The organism is Xanthobacteraceae bacterium (assembly GCA_019454205.1).
GTDB lineage: Bacteria > Pseudomonadota > Alphaproteobacteria > Rhizobiales > Xanthobacteraceae.
The window spans coordinates 1,476,643-1,492,090 of sequence record CP075369.1 but is presented as its reverse complement, the minus strand read 5'-3'; the positions used below and the strand labels follow the sequence as shown (position 1 = coordinate 1,492,090).

At 63.0% G+C, this 15,448-nt stretch carries 13 protein-coding genes; all 13 read left to right on the top strand.

Translation table 11 applies throughout. The features are described from left to right. Nucleotides 1-4: 4 nt before the first annotated feature. Nucleotides 5-280 carry a DUF1467 family protein gene (locus KF794_07300; protein ID QYK46468.1) on the top strand — a complete coding sequence of 92 codons (276 nt, stop codon included), beginning with the start codon at nucleotides 5-7 and terminating at the stop codon, nucleotides 278-280. Nucleotides 281-588: 308 nt separating this feature from the next. Then, nucleotides 589-1,911, top strand: a complete 1,323-nt coding sequence (locus KF794_07295; GenBank protein QYK46467.1) for a proline--tRNA ligase — start codon at nucleotides 589-591, stop codon at nucleotides 1,909-1,911. 26 nt (nucleotides 1,912-1,937) lie between these two features. After that, nucleotides 1,938-3,206 carry a lipoprotein-releasing ABC transporter permease subunit gene (locus KF794_07290; protein ID QYK46466.1) on the top strand — a complete coding sequence of 423 codons (1,269 nt, stop codon included), beginning with the start codon at nucleotides 1,938-1,940 and terminating at the stop codon, nucleotides 3,204-3,206. 5 nt (nucleotides 3,207-3,211) lie between these two features. Then, nucleotides 3,212-3,901, top strand: a complete 690-nt coding sequence (locus KF794_07285) for an ABC transporter ATP-binding protein (protein ID QYK46465.1) — start codon at nucleotides 3,212-3,214, stop codon at nucleotides 3,899-3,901. 84 nt (nucleotides 3,902-3,985) lie between these two features. Then, nucleotides 3,986-7,450, top strand: a complete 3,465-nt coding sequence (dnaE, locus tag KF794_07280; GenBank protein ID QYK46464.1) for a DNA polymerase III subunit alpha — start codon at nucleotides 3,986-3,988, stop codon at nucleotides 7,448-7,450. Between the two features lie 174 nt (nucleotides 7,451-7,624). Continuing rightward, complete coding sequence (locus KF794_07275; protein QYK46463.1) at nucleotides 7,625-8,623, top strand: 30S ribosomal protein S2; 999 nt, start codon at nucleotides 7,625-7,627, stop codon at nucleotides 8,621-8,623. 30 nt (nucleotides 8,624-8,653) lie between these two features. Then, complete coding sequence (locus KF794_07270; protein ID QYK46462.1) at nucleotides 8,654-9,577, top strand: elongation factor Ts; 924 nt, start codon at nucleotides 8,654-8,656, stop codon at nucleotides 9,575-9,577. A 12-nt stretch (nucleotides 9,578-9,589) separates the two neighbouring features. Further along, nucleotides 9,590-10,306, top strand: a complete 717-nt coding sequence (gene pyrH, locus KF794_07265) for a UMP kinase (GenBank protein QYK46461.1) — start codon at nucleotides 9,590-9,592, stop codon at nucleotides 10,304-10,306. A gap of 49 nt (nucleotides 10,307-10,355) precedes the next feature. Next, a complete protein-coding gene (gene frr / locus KF794_07260) occupies nucleotides 10,356-10,919 on the top strand; it encodes a ribosome recycling factor (protein QYK46460.1) in 564 nt (187 codons plus the stop codon). A 12-nt stretch (nucleotides 10,920-10,931) separates the two neighbouring features. Continuing rightward, the gene (locus KF794_07255; GenBank protein ID QYK46459.1) at nucleotides 10,932-11,690 is read left to right on the top strand and encodes an isoprenyl transferase; all 759 of its coding nucleotides are present in this window, start codon (nucleotides 10,932-10,934) and stop codon (nucleotides 11,688-11,690) included. 2 nt (nucleotides 11,691-11,692) lie between these two features. Further along, nucleotides 11,693-12,529, top strand: a complete 837-nt coding sequence (locus KF794_07250; protein QYK46458.1) for a phosphatidate cytidylyltransferase — start codon at nucleotides 11,693-11,695, stop codon at nucleotides 12,527-12,529. Further along, nucleotides 12,523-13,704, top strand: coding sequence for a 1-deoxy-D-xylulose-5-phosphate reductoisomerase (locus tag KF794_07245; protein QYK46457.1), 1,182 nt, complete (start codon nucleotides 12,523-12,525; stop codon nucleotides 13,702-13,704). The genes KF794_07250 and KF794_07245 overlap by 7 nt, the downstream gene beginning before the upstream one ends. A gap of 31 nt (nucleotides 13,705-13,735) precedes the next feature. Further along, nucleotides 13,736-15,136, top strand: a complete 1,401-nt coding sequence (gene rseP, locus KF794_07240) for an RIP metalloprotease RseP (GenBank protein QYK46456.1) — start codon at nucleotides 13,736-13,738, stop codon at nucleotides 15,134-15,136. Nucleotides 15,137-15,448: the final 312 nt, after the last annotated feature.

Below are 15,448 nucleotides of genomic sequence, written 5' to 3'. Positions count from 1 at the left end.
CGCCATGAACACGACGCTCGCCGTCGCGATCTATTTCATCCTGTGGTGGACGGTGCTGTTCGCCGTGTTGCCGTGGGGCGTGCGTTCGCACAGGGAAGCCGGGCAGGGCGTGCCGGAAGGATCGGACCCCGGCGCGCCGGTGGTGCCGCAGCTTATTAAGAAGGCGCTCGCGACCACGCTGATTTCGGCGGTGCTGTTTGCGGCAGGTTGGGGTGCATGGCGAGCGGGCTGGGTCTCGCTGGACCGTATCCCGATGCCCTTCAACGATGTGAAGTTCTAGGCCGGAAAAGCGAACGGGCGAGCCTGAAACAAGCCCGCCCGCTTCTTTTGGCCCCGGTTTCGTCCGTCGCCACAGGGGCGCCTGAACATCCTTCCGGGGCTTCTCTTCCTCCCGAGACTTGGGCGTCGGCTTATCCCCCGCCGACTTTCCCGATCGGTTCGTGACAGTAGAACATCTTGATTGCGCTTGTCATTCTTGCGCCGCAATAAAATTGCCATCCCAAGAGCCTGTCTCCGCCGCAGGGGCTTGTGCTTACCCGCCGGTATGCGTTGATGCCCCGCCGTCCCGCCCTGAACTGAGTCGAACGAATGCGTCTCTCCCGCTATTTCCTGCCCATTCTCCGCGAAGCGCCGCGCGAAGCCGAAATCGTTTCCCACCGGCTGATGCTGCGCGCGGGCATGATCCGGCAGGAGGCCGCGGGTATTTACGCTTGGCTCCCGCTAGGGTTGCGGGTGCTCGACAAGGTGACCCGCATCATCCGCGAGGAGCAGAATCGCTCCGGCGCGATCGAGATGCTGATGCCCACGATCCAGTCGGCGGATCTCTGGCGCGAGAGCGGCCGGTACGACGACTACGGCAAGGAGATGCTGCGCATCAGGGACCGCCACGAGCGCGAGATGCTTTACGGCCCGACCAACGAAGAGATGATCACGGAAATCTTCCGGGCCTATGTGAAGTCCTACAAGAGCCTGCCGCTCAATCTCTATCACCTGCAATGGAAATTCCGCGACGAATTGCGGCCGCGCTTCGGCGTCTACCGCTCGCGCGAGTTTCTCATGAAGGACGCCTACAGCTTCGACACGGATGCGGCGGGCGCGAAGCACTCCTACAACAAGATGTTCGTCGCCTACCTGCGCACCTTCGCGCGGATGGGCCTGCGCTCGATTCCGATGCAGGCGGATACCGGCCCCATCGGCGGCGACCTCAGCCACGAATTCATCATCCTCGCCTCGACCGGCGAGAGCGAAGTGTTTTGCCACAAGGACTATCTTTCCTTCGACGTTCCGTCCGCGAATGTTAATTTCGACAATGCGGCCGAACTGGAAAGCCTCGTCGGCAAATGGACGTCGCTCTATGCCGCGACTTCCGAGAAACACGATACAAGCGCGTTCGGCGCTATCCCAGCCGAGAAACAGATGTCCGCGCGCGGGATCGAGGTCGGCCATATATTCTATTTCGGCATCAAGTATTCCGAACCGATGAAGGCGGCCGTCGCGATGCCGGACGGCACTACTGCGCCAGTGCACATGGGTTCCTACGGCATCGGCCCGACGCGCCTGGTTGCGGCGCTGGTGGAAGCGAGCCACGACGAAGCCGGGATCATCTGGCCGGAGGAGGTCGCGCCGTTCAAGGTCGCGATCCTCAATCTCAAGCAAGGTGACAGCGCAACGAACGGTGCGTGCGAGAAACTTTATCGCGACTTCGCGGCGCGCGGCATCGACGTTCTCTACGACGATACCGAAGATCGTGCGGGCGCGAAGTTTGCGACCGCCGACCTGATCGGCGTGCCGTATCAGTTGCTGGTTGGCCCCAAGGGGCTGGCGGAAGGCAAGATCGAACTGAAGCTGCGCGCCGGCGGGGCGCGCGAGATGATGACGCCTGAAGATGCGGTACGGCGGATCGCGGGTTAGCGCGGCTGCCGTCTGAGGGAGGGATCATGGCTGCGAAGCGCGGAACGCTTCCGTTCTCGCCGTTCGAGTGGATGATTTCGCTGCGCTATCTGCGTGCGCGGCGGAAGGAAGGATTTATCTCGGTCATTGCCGGGTTTTCGTTCCTCGGCATCATGCTCGGCGTCGCGACCCTCATCATCGTCATGGCGGTGATGAACGGATTTCGATTCGAACTGCTGAATAAGATTCTCGGCCTCAACGGCCACATGCTGGTACAGCCCATCGGTACGCCGCTGACCGATTATGCGCAGGTCGCCGAGCGCCTCAACAAGATCAAGGGCATCACCCACGCCATCCCGCTGGTTGAGGGGCAGGCGCTGGCGTCCTCGCCCAATTTCTCCGGCGGCGTGCTGGTGCGCGGCATGCGCGAGGAAGACATCAAGAAACTTCCCGCCATCGGTCCGAATATCCGCGCAGGCACGCTCGAAGGATTCGACGGCGGACAAGGCGTCATCATCGGGCGCAGGCTTGCGGACAGTCTCGTGGTACGCGCGGGCGACAACATTACGCTCATCTCGCCACGCGGCGCGGTGACGCCGTTCGGCGTGACGCCGCGCACGAAGACCTACAAGGTCGCGGCGGTGTTCGAGATCGGCATGTCCGAATACGACAGCGCGTTCGTGTTCATGCCGCTCGCCGAAGCGCAGGCGTATTTCAACCGCAACAACGACGTGAGCGCGATCGAGGTTTACACCGAGAACGCGGACCGCATCGCGCTCTACCGCGAGCTGGTTAACAAGAACGCGGGCCGCGAAATCTACATCGTCGACTGGCGGCAGCGTTATTCGCAATTCTTCACCGCGCTCCAGACCGAGCGCTGGGTGATGTTCGTGATCCTCACCCTCATTGTGCTGGTGGCGGCGCTAAACATCATCTCCGGCCTGATCATGCTTGTGAAGGACAAGGGCCACGACATTGCGATCCTGCGCACGATGGGCGCCAGCAAATATTCGGTGATGCGGATTTTCCTCATCACCGGCTCGGCCATCGGTATCGTCGGCACGCTGGTCGGCTTTATCGTCGGCGTGGTGTTTTGCTACTACATCGAGGAAATCCGGCAGTTCGTGTCATGGGTGATCGGGCAGGAGGTGTTCTCCGCCAAAATCTATTACCTCAGCCGCTTGCCGGCGCGGATCGACAATACCGAGACCGCGATAGTGATCGGCATGGCGCTGACGCTTTCCTTCATCGCGACGATCTATCCGGCTTGGCGTGCGGCGCGGCTCGATCCCGTCGAAGCGTTGCGGTACGAGTGAGCGGAATGGCAAAAGAAACGCCGGCGCTCCATCTTGAAGCAGTCGAACGCGGCTACCGGCAGGGCGACTCTGTCCTCGAAATCCTGCGCGGCGTGATGCTTTCGATCTGGCCGGGAGAGTCGGTTGCGTTGATTGCGCCGTCGGGCGCGGGTAAATCCACGCTCCTCCATCTGGCCGGTTTGCTGGAGCATCCGGACAGCGGGGAAATCTTCATCAACGGCAAGCCGACCGCGCGGTTGTCGGACGGCGCCCGTACGGCGCTGCGGCGTACCGACATTGGTTTCGTCTATCAGTTTCACCACCTGCTTCCCGAATTCAACGCGGTCGAGAATGTCGTGCTGCCGCAAATGATCGCGGGGCTGGACCGCGGTGAGGCGAGCGCACGCGCCAAGGAACTTCTGAAATTTCTCGGCCTCGGAGAACGTTTCGATCACCGCCCGTCGGAACTCTCGGGCGGCGAGCAGCAGCGCGTCGCGATTGCCCGCGCGGTTGCCAATGCGCCCCGGCTCCTGCTCGCGGACGAGCCGACCGGAAATCTGGACTCGAAAACCGGCGAGCATGTATTCGATACGCTCTCCAAACTGGTTTCCGCGACCAAACTTGCGGCATTGATCGCGACCCATAACCTCGATCTCGCCGCGCGCATGACGCGGCGCGTGACGCTGCGCGACGGTAAACTGGTGGAACTGGAATAGTATCCACAGTCGCCTGTGCGTTGCTTTTTTGAAGGTTTACGCAGCCGTCTACGCGGCGCACCATTCATTTTTTCAGAATCGAGAGTGCCTTCCGTGAAGCCCGGTTTCGTTCATCTCCATCTCCACTCGTCTTACTCGCTGCTCGAAGGTGCGCTGCCCATCGCGCGCCTTGCGAAGCTCGCTGCGGGTGACCGCCAGCCTGCGCTGGCGCTGACCGATACCGGAAACCTGTTCGGCGCGCTCGAATTCTCCGAGAAGATGTGGGACGCGGGCGTGCAGCCCATCGTCGGCTGTGCGCTGGCGGTTGTCTTCGGCGACGAGCCTCCGCTGCGCACGGGCGCGCAGCCGCCTGAATTGCCGCGCATCGTGCTGCTGGCCGCGAGCGAACAGGGCTACCGCAACCTGATGACGCTGACCTCGCGCAGCTTCATGGATAGCGGCGACAACGAAACCGCGCATGTGAAGGGCGATTGGCTCGCGCAATATAGCGAAGGACTGATCGCGCTGACCGGCGGGCCGAATGGCCCGGTTGATCGCTTCATCATCGACCGCCCCGAGCTTGCGCGTGCGCGGCTCGAAAACCTCGCCGCCATCTACGGCGACAGGCTTTATATAGAATTGCAGCGTCACCGTACGCCGCAGGAAATGCGCGCTGAGCCTGCGTTGCTTGCGCTTGCGGACGAACTCGACATTGCACTGGTCGCAACCAACGAACCGTTCTTCGCGACGCGCGACGACTACGAAGCGCAGGACGCACTGCTTGCGATTGCGGAAGGCCGCCGCGTGGCGGAAAGCGACCGGCGGCAACTCACGCCGGAACACTATTTCAAGTCGCGTGAAGAAATGGCTGCATTGTTCGCGGATTTGCCGGAAGCGATCAGCGCGACCATGGAGATCGCGCGGCGTTGTGCGTATCGGCCGACGCAACGCAAGCCGATCCTGCCGCATTTCGGAGACAAGAAAGCCGACGAATCCGCCGAACTGCGCAGGCAGGCGGAAGATGGATTGCGCGCACGCCTGAAAGCCTTCGGTCCTGCCGAAGGCCAGACCGAAGCGGATTATCGCCAGCGGCTCGAATTCGAGCTGAGCGTGATCGAGAAGATGAAGTACGCGGGTTATTTCCTGATCGTCGCCGACTTCATCGTTTGGGCCAAGAACAAGAATATTCCGGTCGGGCCGGGCCGCGGCTCCGGTGCGGGTTCGCTGGTCGCCTATGCGTTGCGGATCACCGATCTCGATCCGATCCGCTTCGGTTTGCTGTTCGAGCGTTTCCTGAACCCGGAACGCGTGTCGATGCCAGACTTCGACATCGACTTCTGTCAGGACCGCCGCGACGAAGTGATCCGTTACGTGCAGGAGCGCTACGGGCGCGAGATGGTCGCGCAGATCATCACTTTCGGCTCGCTACAGGCGCGCGGTGTGTTGCGCGACGTGGGCCGCGTGCTGGAAATGTCCTATGGGCATGTCGACCGGCTATGCAAACTGGTTCCAGTCAACCCGACCAACCCGGTCACGCTGAAAATGGCGATCGACGGCGACCCGCAGTTGCAGGCTGCCGCCGAGCAGGAACCAATCGTGCAACGCGCGTTCGACATCGCGTTAAAACTGGAAGGCTTGCACCGCCACGCTTCGACGCATGCGGCCGGTATCGTGATCGGCGACCGTCCTCTCGGCGAACTGATCCCGCTCTATCGCGATCCGCGTTCGAACATGCCGGTCACCCAGTACAACATGAAATGGGTGGAGGCGGCAGGCCTTGTGAAGTTCGACTTCCTCGGCCTGAAGACGCTCACCGTCATCCGCACCGCGACAGAGCTGCTGAAACAGCGCGGCGTTGACGTGGACATCGACAAGATTCCGCTCGACGACAAGAAGACCTACGAGATGATGGCGCGCGGCGAAACCGTCGGCGTGTTCCAGGTCGAAGGTCAGGGCATGCGGCGCGCGCTGGCCGACATGAAGCCCGATCGCTTCGAGGACATCATCGCGCTGGTTGCGCTCTATCGTCCCGGCCCAATGGCGAATATTCCGACCTACTGTTTCCGCAAGCTCGGCAAGGAGAAGCCCGAATATATCCATCCCAAGCTGGAGCCGGTGCTGAAAGAAACCTTCGGCGTCATCGTTTATCAGGAACAGGTGATGGAAGCCGCGCGCGTGCTCGCGGGCTATTCGCTCGGCGAAGCCGATCTTCTGCGCCGCGCGATGGGCAAGAAGATCAAGAAGGAAATGGCCGCGCAGCAGGACCGCTTCGTGAAAGGCGCGGTCGAGCAGGGCATCGACAAGTCGCAGGCCAATGCGATCTTCGACCTGCTCGCGAAGTTCGCGGACTATGGCTTCAACAAGAGCCACGCCGCTGCCTACGCGCTGGTCGCGTATCAGACCGCCTACCTGAAAGCGAACTATCCGGTCGAGTTCATGGCCGCGTCGATGACGCTGGACACCGGCAATACCGATAAGCTCTCGGAATTCCGCCGCGAGGCGCAACGGCTCGGCATCAAGGTCGAGCCGCCTTCGGTCAACCGCTCCGGCAAGGCGTTCGAGGTGTCCGGCAATACGATCTTCTATTCGCTTGCGGCGTTGAAAGGCGTCGGCGGGCAGGCAGTGGAAGCCATCGTGCAGGCGCGCGGCGATAAGCCATTCAAGGATCTCTCCGACTTTGCGAACCGAGTCGATCCGCGCGCGATCAACAAGCGGATGCTGGAGAGCCTCGCTGGCGCGGGTGCGTTCGACGAACTGGAGAAGAACCGTGCGAGGGTTTTTGCTTCCGCCGAAGCGATCCTGCGTCATGCGCAAAGGCGCGGCGAGGACCGCGCTTCCGGCCAGAATGAGTTGTTCGGGGGACCCGCGGCCGCAAGCGCGTTGCGGTTACCCGAAGCCGAGCCGTGGCTGCCGACCGAGCGTCTTGCGCGCGAGTTCGATGCGGCGGGGTTCTTCCTCACCGGCCATCCGCTCGACGATTACGCGAATACGCTGAAGCGCCTGAACATCCAGTCCTATGTCGAGTTCGTCCAGAGCGTGCGCGCGGGCGCGGCGGCGGGAAGGCTGGCGGCGACAGTGGTGTCCCGGCAGGAACGGCGCACGAAAGCAGGCGCGCGCATGGCCAATATCCGCCTTTCCGATGCAACCGGCCATTTCGAGGCGGTGATCTTTCAGGAAGGTCTGGTGCAGCACCAGAAGCTGCTGGAGCCGGGCAATGCGGTGCTCCTGCAACTCGGCGCTGATGTACAGGGCGACGAAGTGCGGCTCCGAATCTATGGAGCGGAGTCGCTGGAGAAGGTCGCCGCGCAAAGTCAGCGCGGGCTTTTGCTCCGCGTGCAACCGGAAGCCTCCATCGACCAGATCGCGAAGCGGCTGGAGAACGGCGGCAACGGGAATGGCAACGGCAAAGCGGACGCCAACGAGGCCAAAGGCGAAGTCAGCATGATCATCGCGCTGGACGACGATTCCGCCGAGGTGCAGGTGCGCCTGCCGGGCCGCTACCCCGTATCGCCGCGGATGGCGGGTATCCTGCGTAGCATGCCCGGCGTGCTAGAAGTCCAAGAAGCGTAATAATATCAATATATTAGACAAGATTCCTGCCGCGCGGACATTTTCTTGCGCGGGCCAGCAGCAGCGCCTATAAGCCTCGCCATCTCGCACGCGAGCTAATCGATCCCGAGAGGGATCATCCGGTGCAAGGCATGACGCCTTGTGCGGCTCGCGGAGGCAAACCGGAGTTTGGAAATGGCGCTGCCCGATTACAGCATGCGTCAGCTTTTGGAAGCTGGCGTCCACTTTGGCCATCAGGCCCATCGTTGGAATCCGAAGATGCAATCGTACATCTTCGGCACCCGCAACAACATTCACATCATCGACCTCGCGCAGACCGTGCCCGCGCTTACGCGCGCGTTGCAGGCGGTCTCCGATGCGGTCGCGAAGGGCGGCCGCGTGCTGTTCGTCGGCACCAAGCGGCAGGCGGCAGATTCTATCGCCGATGCCGCGAAGAAGAGCGCGCAGTATTTCGTCAATTCGCGCTGGCTTGGCGGCACGCTGACCAACTGGAAAACCATCTCGAACTCGATCGCGCGTCTGAAGAAGATCGAAGAGATGCTGAATTCCAACGAGTCCGGCGGCTACACCAAGAAAGAAAAGCTCACGCTTTCGCGCGAGAAAGAAAAGCTGGAAACCGCGCTCGGCGGCATCCGCGACATGGGCGGCATCCCCGACCTCCTGTTCGTGATCGACACGAATAAGGAAGACATCGCGATCAAGGAAGCGCGCCGTCTCGGTATTCCGATTGCGGCAATCGTCGATACCAACTGCGATCCCGATGGCATCACCTATCCGATCCCGGGCAACGACGACGCCACCCGCGCCATCAGCCTCTACTGTGACCTGATCTCGAAGGCGGTGATCGACGGCATTTCCCGCGCGCAGGGTGAAGCCGGCGTCGATCTCGGCGCTGCCGAAAAGCCGATGGCAGAGGCAATTCCCGCCGCTGCCACGGAATGGGAAAAGCTCGAGCCGCTGCCGGGTCCGCGCGGCGCGCCGGACGATCTCAAGAAGCTCGGCCACGTCAGCCCGGACGTCGAAAAACAGCTCAACGATCTCGGCATCTTCCACTATTCGCAGATCGCCGAACTGACCCAAGCCGACGCGCATCGCGTGGGCGAAGAGGTCCGTCTGCCCGCGCGCGTCGCGGGCTGGATCGAGCAGGCGAAGAAGCTGTCCGCCGACGAATAACCGCGCCGCACAGGCGAACGGAGAAACGAAATGGCTGAAATCACCGCGAGCGCGGTCAAGGAACTGCGCGAACTCTCGGGCGCCGGCATGATGGACTGCAAGGCCGCGCTCAAAGAAACCAATGGCGACGTGCAGGCCGCCGTCGACTGGCTCCGCAAGAAGGGCCTGTCGAAGGCTGCAAAGAAGTCCGGCCGCGTGGCGGCTGAAGGCCTCGTCGGCATCGCCGTCGAGGGCAAGAAGGGCGTGGTCGTCGAGGTCAACTCCGAGACCGATTTCGTCGCGCGCAACGACCACTTCCAGGGCCTCGTGAAGCTGATCGCACAGGCGGCGCTCCACAACGGCACCGACGTCGAAAAGCTCAAGGCCGTGAAGGCCGGTTCCTCGACCATCGAGGAAGCGATCACCTCGGCCATCGCCACCATCGGCGAAAACATGACCTTCCGCCGCGCGGCCGAGATTTCGGTCGGCGAGGGCGTGATCGGCCAGTACATGCATGGTGCGATCTCGGACGGCCTCGGCAAGATCGGCGTACTGGTTGCGCTGGAGTCGAAGGGCGACGCTACCGAGCTGACGCGGCTCGGCCGAATGGTTGCGATGCACATCGCCGCTGCGAACCCGCTTGCGGTCGATGCCAAGGGCATCGACGCCAGCGCCGTCGAGCGCGAGCGCGGCGTGCTCGCCGAGAAGGCACGTGCCTCTGGAAAACCCGACAACGTGATCGAGAAAATCGTCGATAGCGGCCTCAAGACCTTCTACAAGGAAGTCACGCTGCTCGATCAGCCGTTCGTGCACGATCCCTCGAAGTCGGTCGCACAGGCGCTGAAGGAAGCGGAAGGCAAGGTGGGCGGACCGATTGCCGTGAAAGGCTTCGTCCGTTTCGCGCTCGGCGAAGGCGTCGAGAAACAGGAACAGGACTTCGCCGCGGAAGTCGCAGCCGCGGGCGGAAAAGCCTAAAGAGCTTCATCCATGTCCAAGAAACGTTTCGCCCGGGTACTCGTCAAAGTCTCGGGCGAAGCTTTGATGGGCGGCCGCGATTTCGGTCTCGACCCCAAAACGCTGGAACGCATCGGCAAGGATCTCGCGAAGGCGCGCAAGGCGGGTACGGAAATCGCAGTCGTCGTCGGCGGCGGTAACATCCTGCGCGGCGCTGAACTCGCCACCACCGGCATGCCGCGCGCGACCGCCGACCAGATGGGCATGCTGGCGACGGTCATCAACGCGCTCGCGCTGGAGCGCGCAATCGAAGCGGCGGGCGCGCCGGCCCGCGCGTTCTCGGCGCTCGATATGCCGACCGTGTGCCAGCCCTACGCTCGTCAGCCCGCCATCAAGGACCTCTCCGAAGGCCGCATCGTGGTGCTCGCGGGTGGTACCGGCAATCCGTACTTCACGACCGATACGGCCGCCGCATTGCGCGCCGCCGAACTGAACTGCCAGGCGATCTTCAAGGCGACCGACGTGGATGGAATCTACGATTCCGATCCGAACCGGAATCCGAAGGCCAAGCGCTTCAAGACCCTGACCCACAGTGACGCTTTATCGAAGAATCTCAAGGTGATGGACGCTGCCGCGTTCGCCCTTGCGAGAGACGCCAAGCTGCCGATAATCGTGTTCTCGATCAAGGACGCGGGAGCGATCTCCGCGGCGATTGCCGACCCCTCGCGCGGCACGATCGTAACGGCCTAAGTTTACGAACACCCGGCCTCGCGGCCTTCAAGAAACCGGAAGAAGAAACATGGCAGCGCAAGCGTTCGATCTCGCAGACCTCAAGCGGCGCATGCAGGCCACGCACGGCGTACTGAAGGGCGAGCTTGCGGGACTTCGCACCGGCCGCGCGACGCCCTCGCTGGTCGAGCCGATCACGGTCGAGGCTTACGGCTCCAACATGCCGCTGTCGCAGGTCGCGACCGTCGCCATTCCGGAGCCGCGCCTGATTTCGATTCAGGTCTGGGACAAGTCGGTGGTGAGCGCAGTCGAAAAAGCGATCCGCGATTCCAACCTCGGCCTCAACCCGAATACCGAAGGGCAGGTTATTCGCCTGCGCATTCCCGATCTCAACGAGGAACGCCGCAAGGAGCTGGTGAAGGTCGCACACAAATATGCGGAGGCCGCGAAGGTCGCGATCCGCCATGTGCGGCGCGACGGCATCGACCTCCTGAAAAAGTCGCAAAAGGACGGTCACGTTTCGGAAGACGAGACCAAGCGCCACGAAGCGGACGTACAGAAAGCGACCGACGCTGCCATCGCGGACGTCGATCAGATGCTGGCGCAAAAGGAAAAGGAAATCCTGTCGGTCTGACGGGGACACCGGATGTCGATGCCAGACGCCGCGCCAATCCGGAAAGCCGGCGTTTCCGCGCCACCGGTTCATGTCGCCATCATCATGGACGGTAACGGCCGCTGGGCCGCGGCGCGCGGGCTGCCGCGCCGCGAAGGACACCGCCGTGGCGTCGAGGCGCTGCGCGGCATTGTGAAAGCCGCGGGCGAACTCGGCATCCGCTATCTCACGATCTACAGTTTCAGCGCCGAGAACTGGACGCGGCCCGCAGACGAAATCAGCGACCTCATGGGCCTGCTGAAACGCTTCGTCCGCAACGACCTCGCGGAGCTTCACCAGAACGACGTGCGCGTGCGCGTAATCGGCGAGCGCGAGACGTTGAAGCCTGACATCCGTGCATTGCTGGTCGAGGCGGAAGAACTCACGAAAGAGAACAAGGGGCCGACGCTCGTCATCGCGTTCAACTACGGCGCGCGGCAGGAAATCGCGAAAGCGGCGCGCAAGCTCGCGGCGGAAGTTTCGCGCGGAGCGCTTCGCCTCGAACAGATCGACGAGGCAGCGGTGGCTGGCAGGCTGGAGACGCACGATATCCCTGACCCCGACCTCATCATCCGCACCAGCGGCGAGATGCGGCTCTCGAATTTCCTGCTGTGGCAGGCGGCCTATGCGGAGTTCGTGTTCACGCCGGTACACTGGCCCGACTTCGACCGCGCCGCGCTCGAAGCAGCGCTTGAGGAATTCGCGCGCCGCGAGCGGCGCTTCGGCGGTCTGACCGCACGGGCGGGCGCGTAGAAATGGCGGACTCGACACTCGCAGCCGATCTGAAACGGCGCGTGCCGTCCGCGGTCGCGCTCGGCCTGCTGGCGCTCGCCGCGACCTGGTACGGCGGTTTTCCGTTTCTCCTGTTCTGGGCGATTGCGGGCACGGGTATCTGGTTCGAGTGGGCGACGCTGATGCAGGTCAGTCCGCGCACGACCGTGCTCGGCGCGGGCGCGCTGGCGGTCGTCACGGTCGCGGTGCTGCTCAGCGTGAAATTGCCGGCGCTCGCGGTTGCCGCGGCGCTGGCGGGTGTCCTCATCATCGGCCTGCTGGTGCGCGCCGCGAACATGGAGCAACGCACATGGGCGGGCGCGGGTATCGTGTATGGCGCGCTCGCATTTTTGCCGATCGTGCTGCTGCGCGAGGACGCGAAGTTCGGTCTCTACGCTGCGATCTGGATTTATGCCGTGGTGTGGCTGACGGACATTGCCGCATACTTCGTAGGAAAGGCATTTGGTGGGGCGAAACTGGTGCCGAACATCAGCCCCGGCAAAACCTGGTCGGGCGCAATCGGCGGCCTCGTTTTCGGCGCGCTCGGCGGCATGGTGGTCGCGCTATACGCGACCGCGACATTCTCGGTCATGCACATCGTCATCGCAGCTTTGGTGTCGGCGTTCTCGCAGGCCGGTGACGTTTTCGAATCCTATGTGAAGCGTTCGCGCGGGCAGAAGGATTCCAGCAGCATCATTCCGGGCCACGGCGGCCTGATGGACCGCCTCGATGCCTTCATTGCCGCGTCACTGCTGGCGCTGCTGATCGGCATTGCGCATGGCGGGGTACCCGAACCCGCGCGGGGCCTGCTGCAATGGTGAAGCGCGTTAGTATTCTCGGCGCGACCGGCTCCATCGGCGCCAGCGCGCTCGATCTTTTCCGCCGCGATCCTTCGCACTACCGCGTGGTTGCGCTGACTGCGCATCGGGACGCGAAAAAGCTCGCCGCGCTTGCGCGCGAGTTCGACGCGGAAATTGCCGCCATCGCGGACGAGAAGTGCCATGCCGAATTGAAAGACGCTTTGTCGGGGAGCCGCACGCGCGTACTCGCGGGAGCCGGAGGCGTTGCCGAAGCAGCAAGCGTTGACAGCGATCTTGTCGTTGCGGCCATCGCAGGCGCTGCCGGACTGGAGCCGACGCTTGCCGCGCTCGCACAAGGCCGCACCGTCGCGCTTGCCAACAAGGAATGCCTTGTGACCGCGGGCAGGTTGTTCATGGCGGCGGTGCAGGAGCACAAGGCAACATTGTTGCCGGTCGACTCCGAGCACAATGCAGTGTTTCAGGCGCTCGCCTGCGGCGCGCATGACACGGTCGCGAAAGTGACGCTCACCGCGTCCGGCGGACCGTTCCGCACCTATAGCGCCGAGCGGCTTCGTTTCGTCACGCCGGAAGAGGCGGTGAAGCATCCGAACTGGTCGATGGGCGCTAAGGTCTCCATCGACTCCGCGACGCTGATGAACAAGGGGCTGGAACTGATCGAGGCCCATCACCTGTTCGGCCTCGCGCCGTCGCAGCTCGACGTGCTGATCCATCCCCAATCGCTGGTCCACGCGCTGGTCGAATTTCACGACGGTGCGGTGATCGCGCAGCTTGCCGAACCGGACATGCGCATCCCGATTGCGTTCTGCCTCGACTGGCCGGAGCGGAAAGCGCGAACCGCGCCGCGCCTCGATCTGGCGAAGGCTGGCGCACTCCATTTCGAGGCACCTGACCTGCGCAGGTTTCCGGCGCTCGGACTGGCAAAAGCGGCGATGGGGACCGGCGGCGGCGCGCCCACCGTCCTTAACGCGGCGAACGAGATTGCAATCGAGGCCTTCCGCGAGGGGCGACTGTCGTTTACAGGCATCCCGGCGCTGATCGAGGCGGTGCTCGAGCGCGCGCAGCAGGATGGCCTGTTTACCGAGCCTGCTTCGGTTAACGCGGCGCTCGGCGTTGACCATACGGCGAGAAGTTTAGCCCGGACCCTCTTGCCTCAATTCGCCGCAAAGGCATCCTAACGCGATAACGGATCAGAAAGGCTCAGGCGCGATGGAACTCGTACAGGCGTTACTTGCCAAGGGCGGATGGCTGCTTGGCTACCTGCTGCCGTTTCTGTTTGCGCTGACGGTCGTCGTCTTCTTCCACGAACTCGGCCACTTCTGGGTGGCGCGCCGCTGCGGCGTGAAGATCGATGCCTTCTCGGTCGGGTTCGGCCCTGAACTGTTCGGCTTCAACGACCGCCACGGCACGCGCTGGCGCTTCGCCGCGATCCCGCTCGGCGGCTATGTGCGCTTTCACGGCGACGACTCTGCAGCGAGCACGCCGAACATCGAGGCGCTCGAAAAAATGAGCGAAGCCGACAAGAAGGTTTCGTTCTTCCATCAGCCGGTGCGTAACCGCGCGGCCATCGTCGCCGCGGGTCCGATTGCGAACTTCATCCTTGCCATCGTGATTTTCGCCGGTTCGCTCTACATCTACGGCCGCACGCTCTCGACGCCGGTCGCGGAAGTCGTCCGTGCCGACGGTGCGGCTTATGCCGCCGGTATCCGCCACGGCGACAAGTTCGTATCGGTCGATGGCAAGCGCGTTGACGGCTACGAGGACGTGATGCGCGCGGTCGTGCCGAACTCCGGCCGTCCGCTGGAATTCGTGGTCGAGCGCAAAAACCAGCTTCTCACCTTCACGGTTACGCCCGGCACGCGCGAAGTGATCGAGCGCGGCGTCGTGCACAAGCTTGGCGACATCGGCATCGTGCGCTGGCCCTCGCGGGTAGGCGACGTGATCGCCGGCGGCGCTGCCGAAAAGGCCGGCCTCAAGCGCGGCGACCGCATCGTTGCAATCGACGGCGCGCAGGTCGCAGCCTTCGACGACGTGGTGCGCGTGATTTCCGCGAATCCCGGCAAACAATTGCTGCTCACCATCGAGCGCGACGGCAAGCAACTGAAGGTCAACGCGACTCCGCAGCCGCGCAAGGAAGATCCGAAGATCGGGATGCTCGGCTTTTCGACCTATGTCGAGCCGGCCGACACGTTCCGGAAATATTACGGCCTGATTTCGCCGCTCCAGATGGGCGTGAGCGAGACCTGGTTCGTGGTCGAGCAGACCATGATCTACATCGGCAAGATTTTCGTCGGGAAGGAATCCATCGATCAGCTTGGCGGGCCGCTCCGCATCGCGCAGGTGGCAGGCGACGTCACCGCTCGCGGCGGGCTTGAGCACCTGATCCGGCTGACCGCGGTTCTTTCGGTCAGCATCGGGCTTCTGAACCTGTTCCCGATCCCGCTGCTGGACGGCGGTCACCTTTTGTTCTATCTCATCGAGGCAGTCCGGGGCCGTCCGCTGAGCGAGCGGGCGCAGGAATATGGCTTCCGGATCGGGTTTGCGATGGTCATGCTGCTGATGATCGTCGCCACCTGGAACGACATCTTCCAGATTTTCATCCGCACCTGAGATTTGCCGGCCCTTTTGGGCCGGTAATCCCCCGGTAACAGGCGCTTGCCATACTCCCGGCCATCTTGGGGGTGAAGCAGGGCGCTTGTTTCGACGGGGGATTCGTCAGTGGTATTTGAGTACGGTTCCGGTAGGGCATTGCGCCGCGTGGCATGGGCGCAACGGACCCCGGAAAAGGCCGGCAAAAACTGCCCGCTTCGTTTGCAAGCCACTGGAAAGTCTGTAAAACCGGTCGAGTTCTGAAGAGATTCCGTGCGGGTTCCCGCGCGGATGGGGGAGCGGTCTTGTCGGCCGCTTTTGGAATTGGCGGCA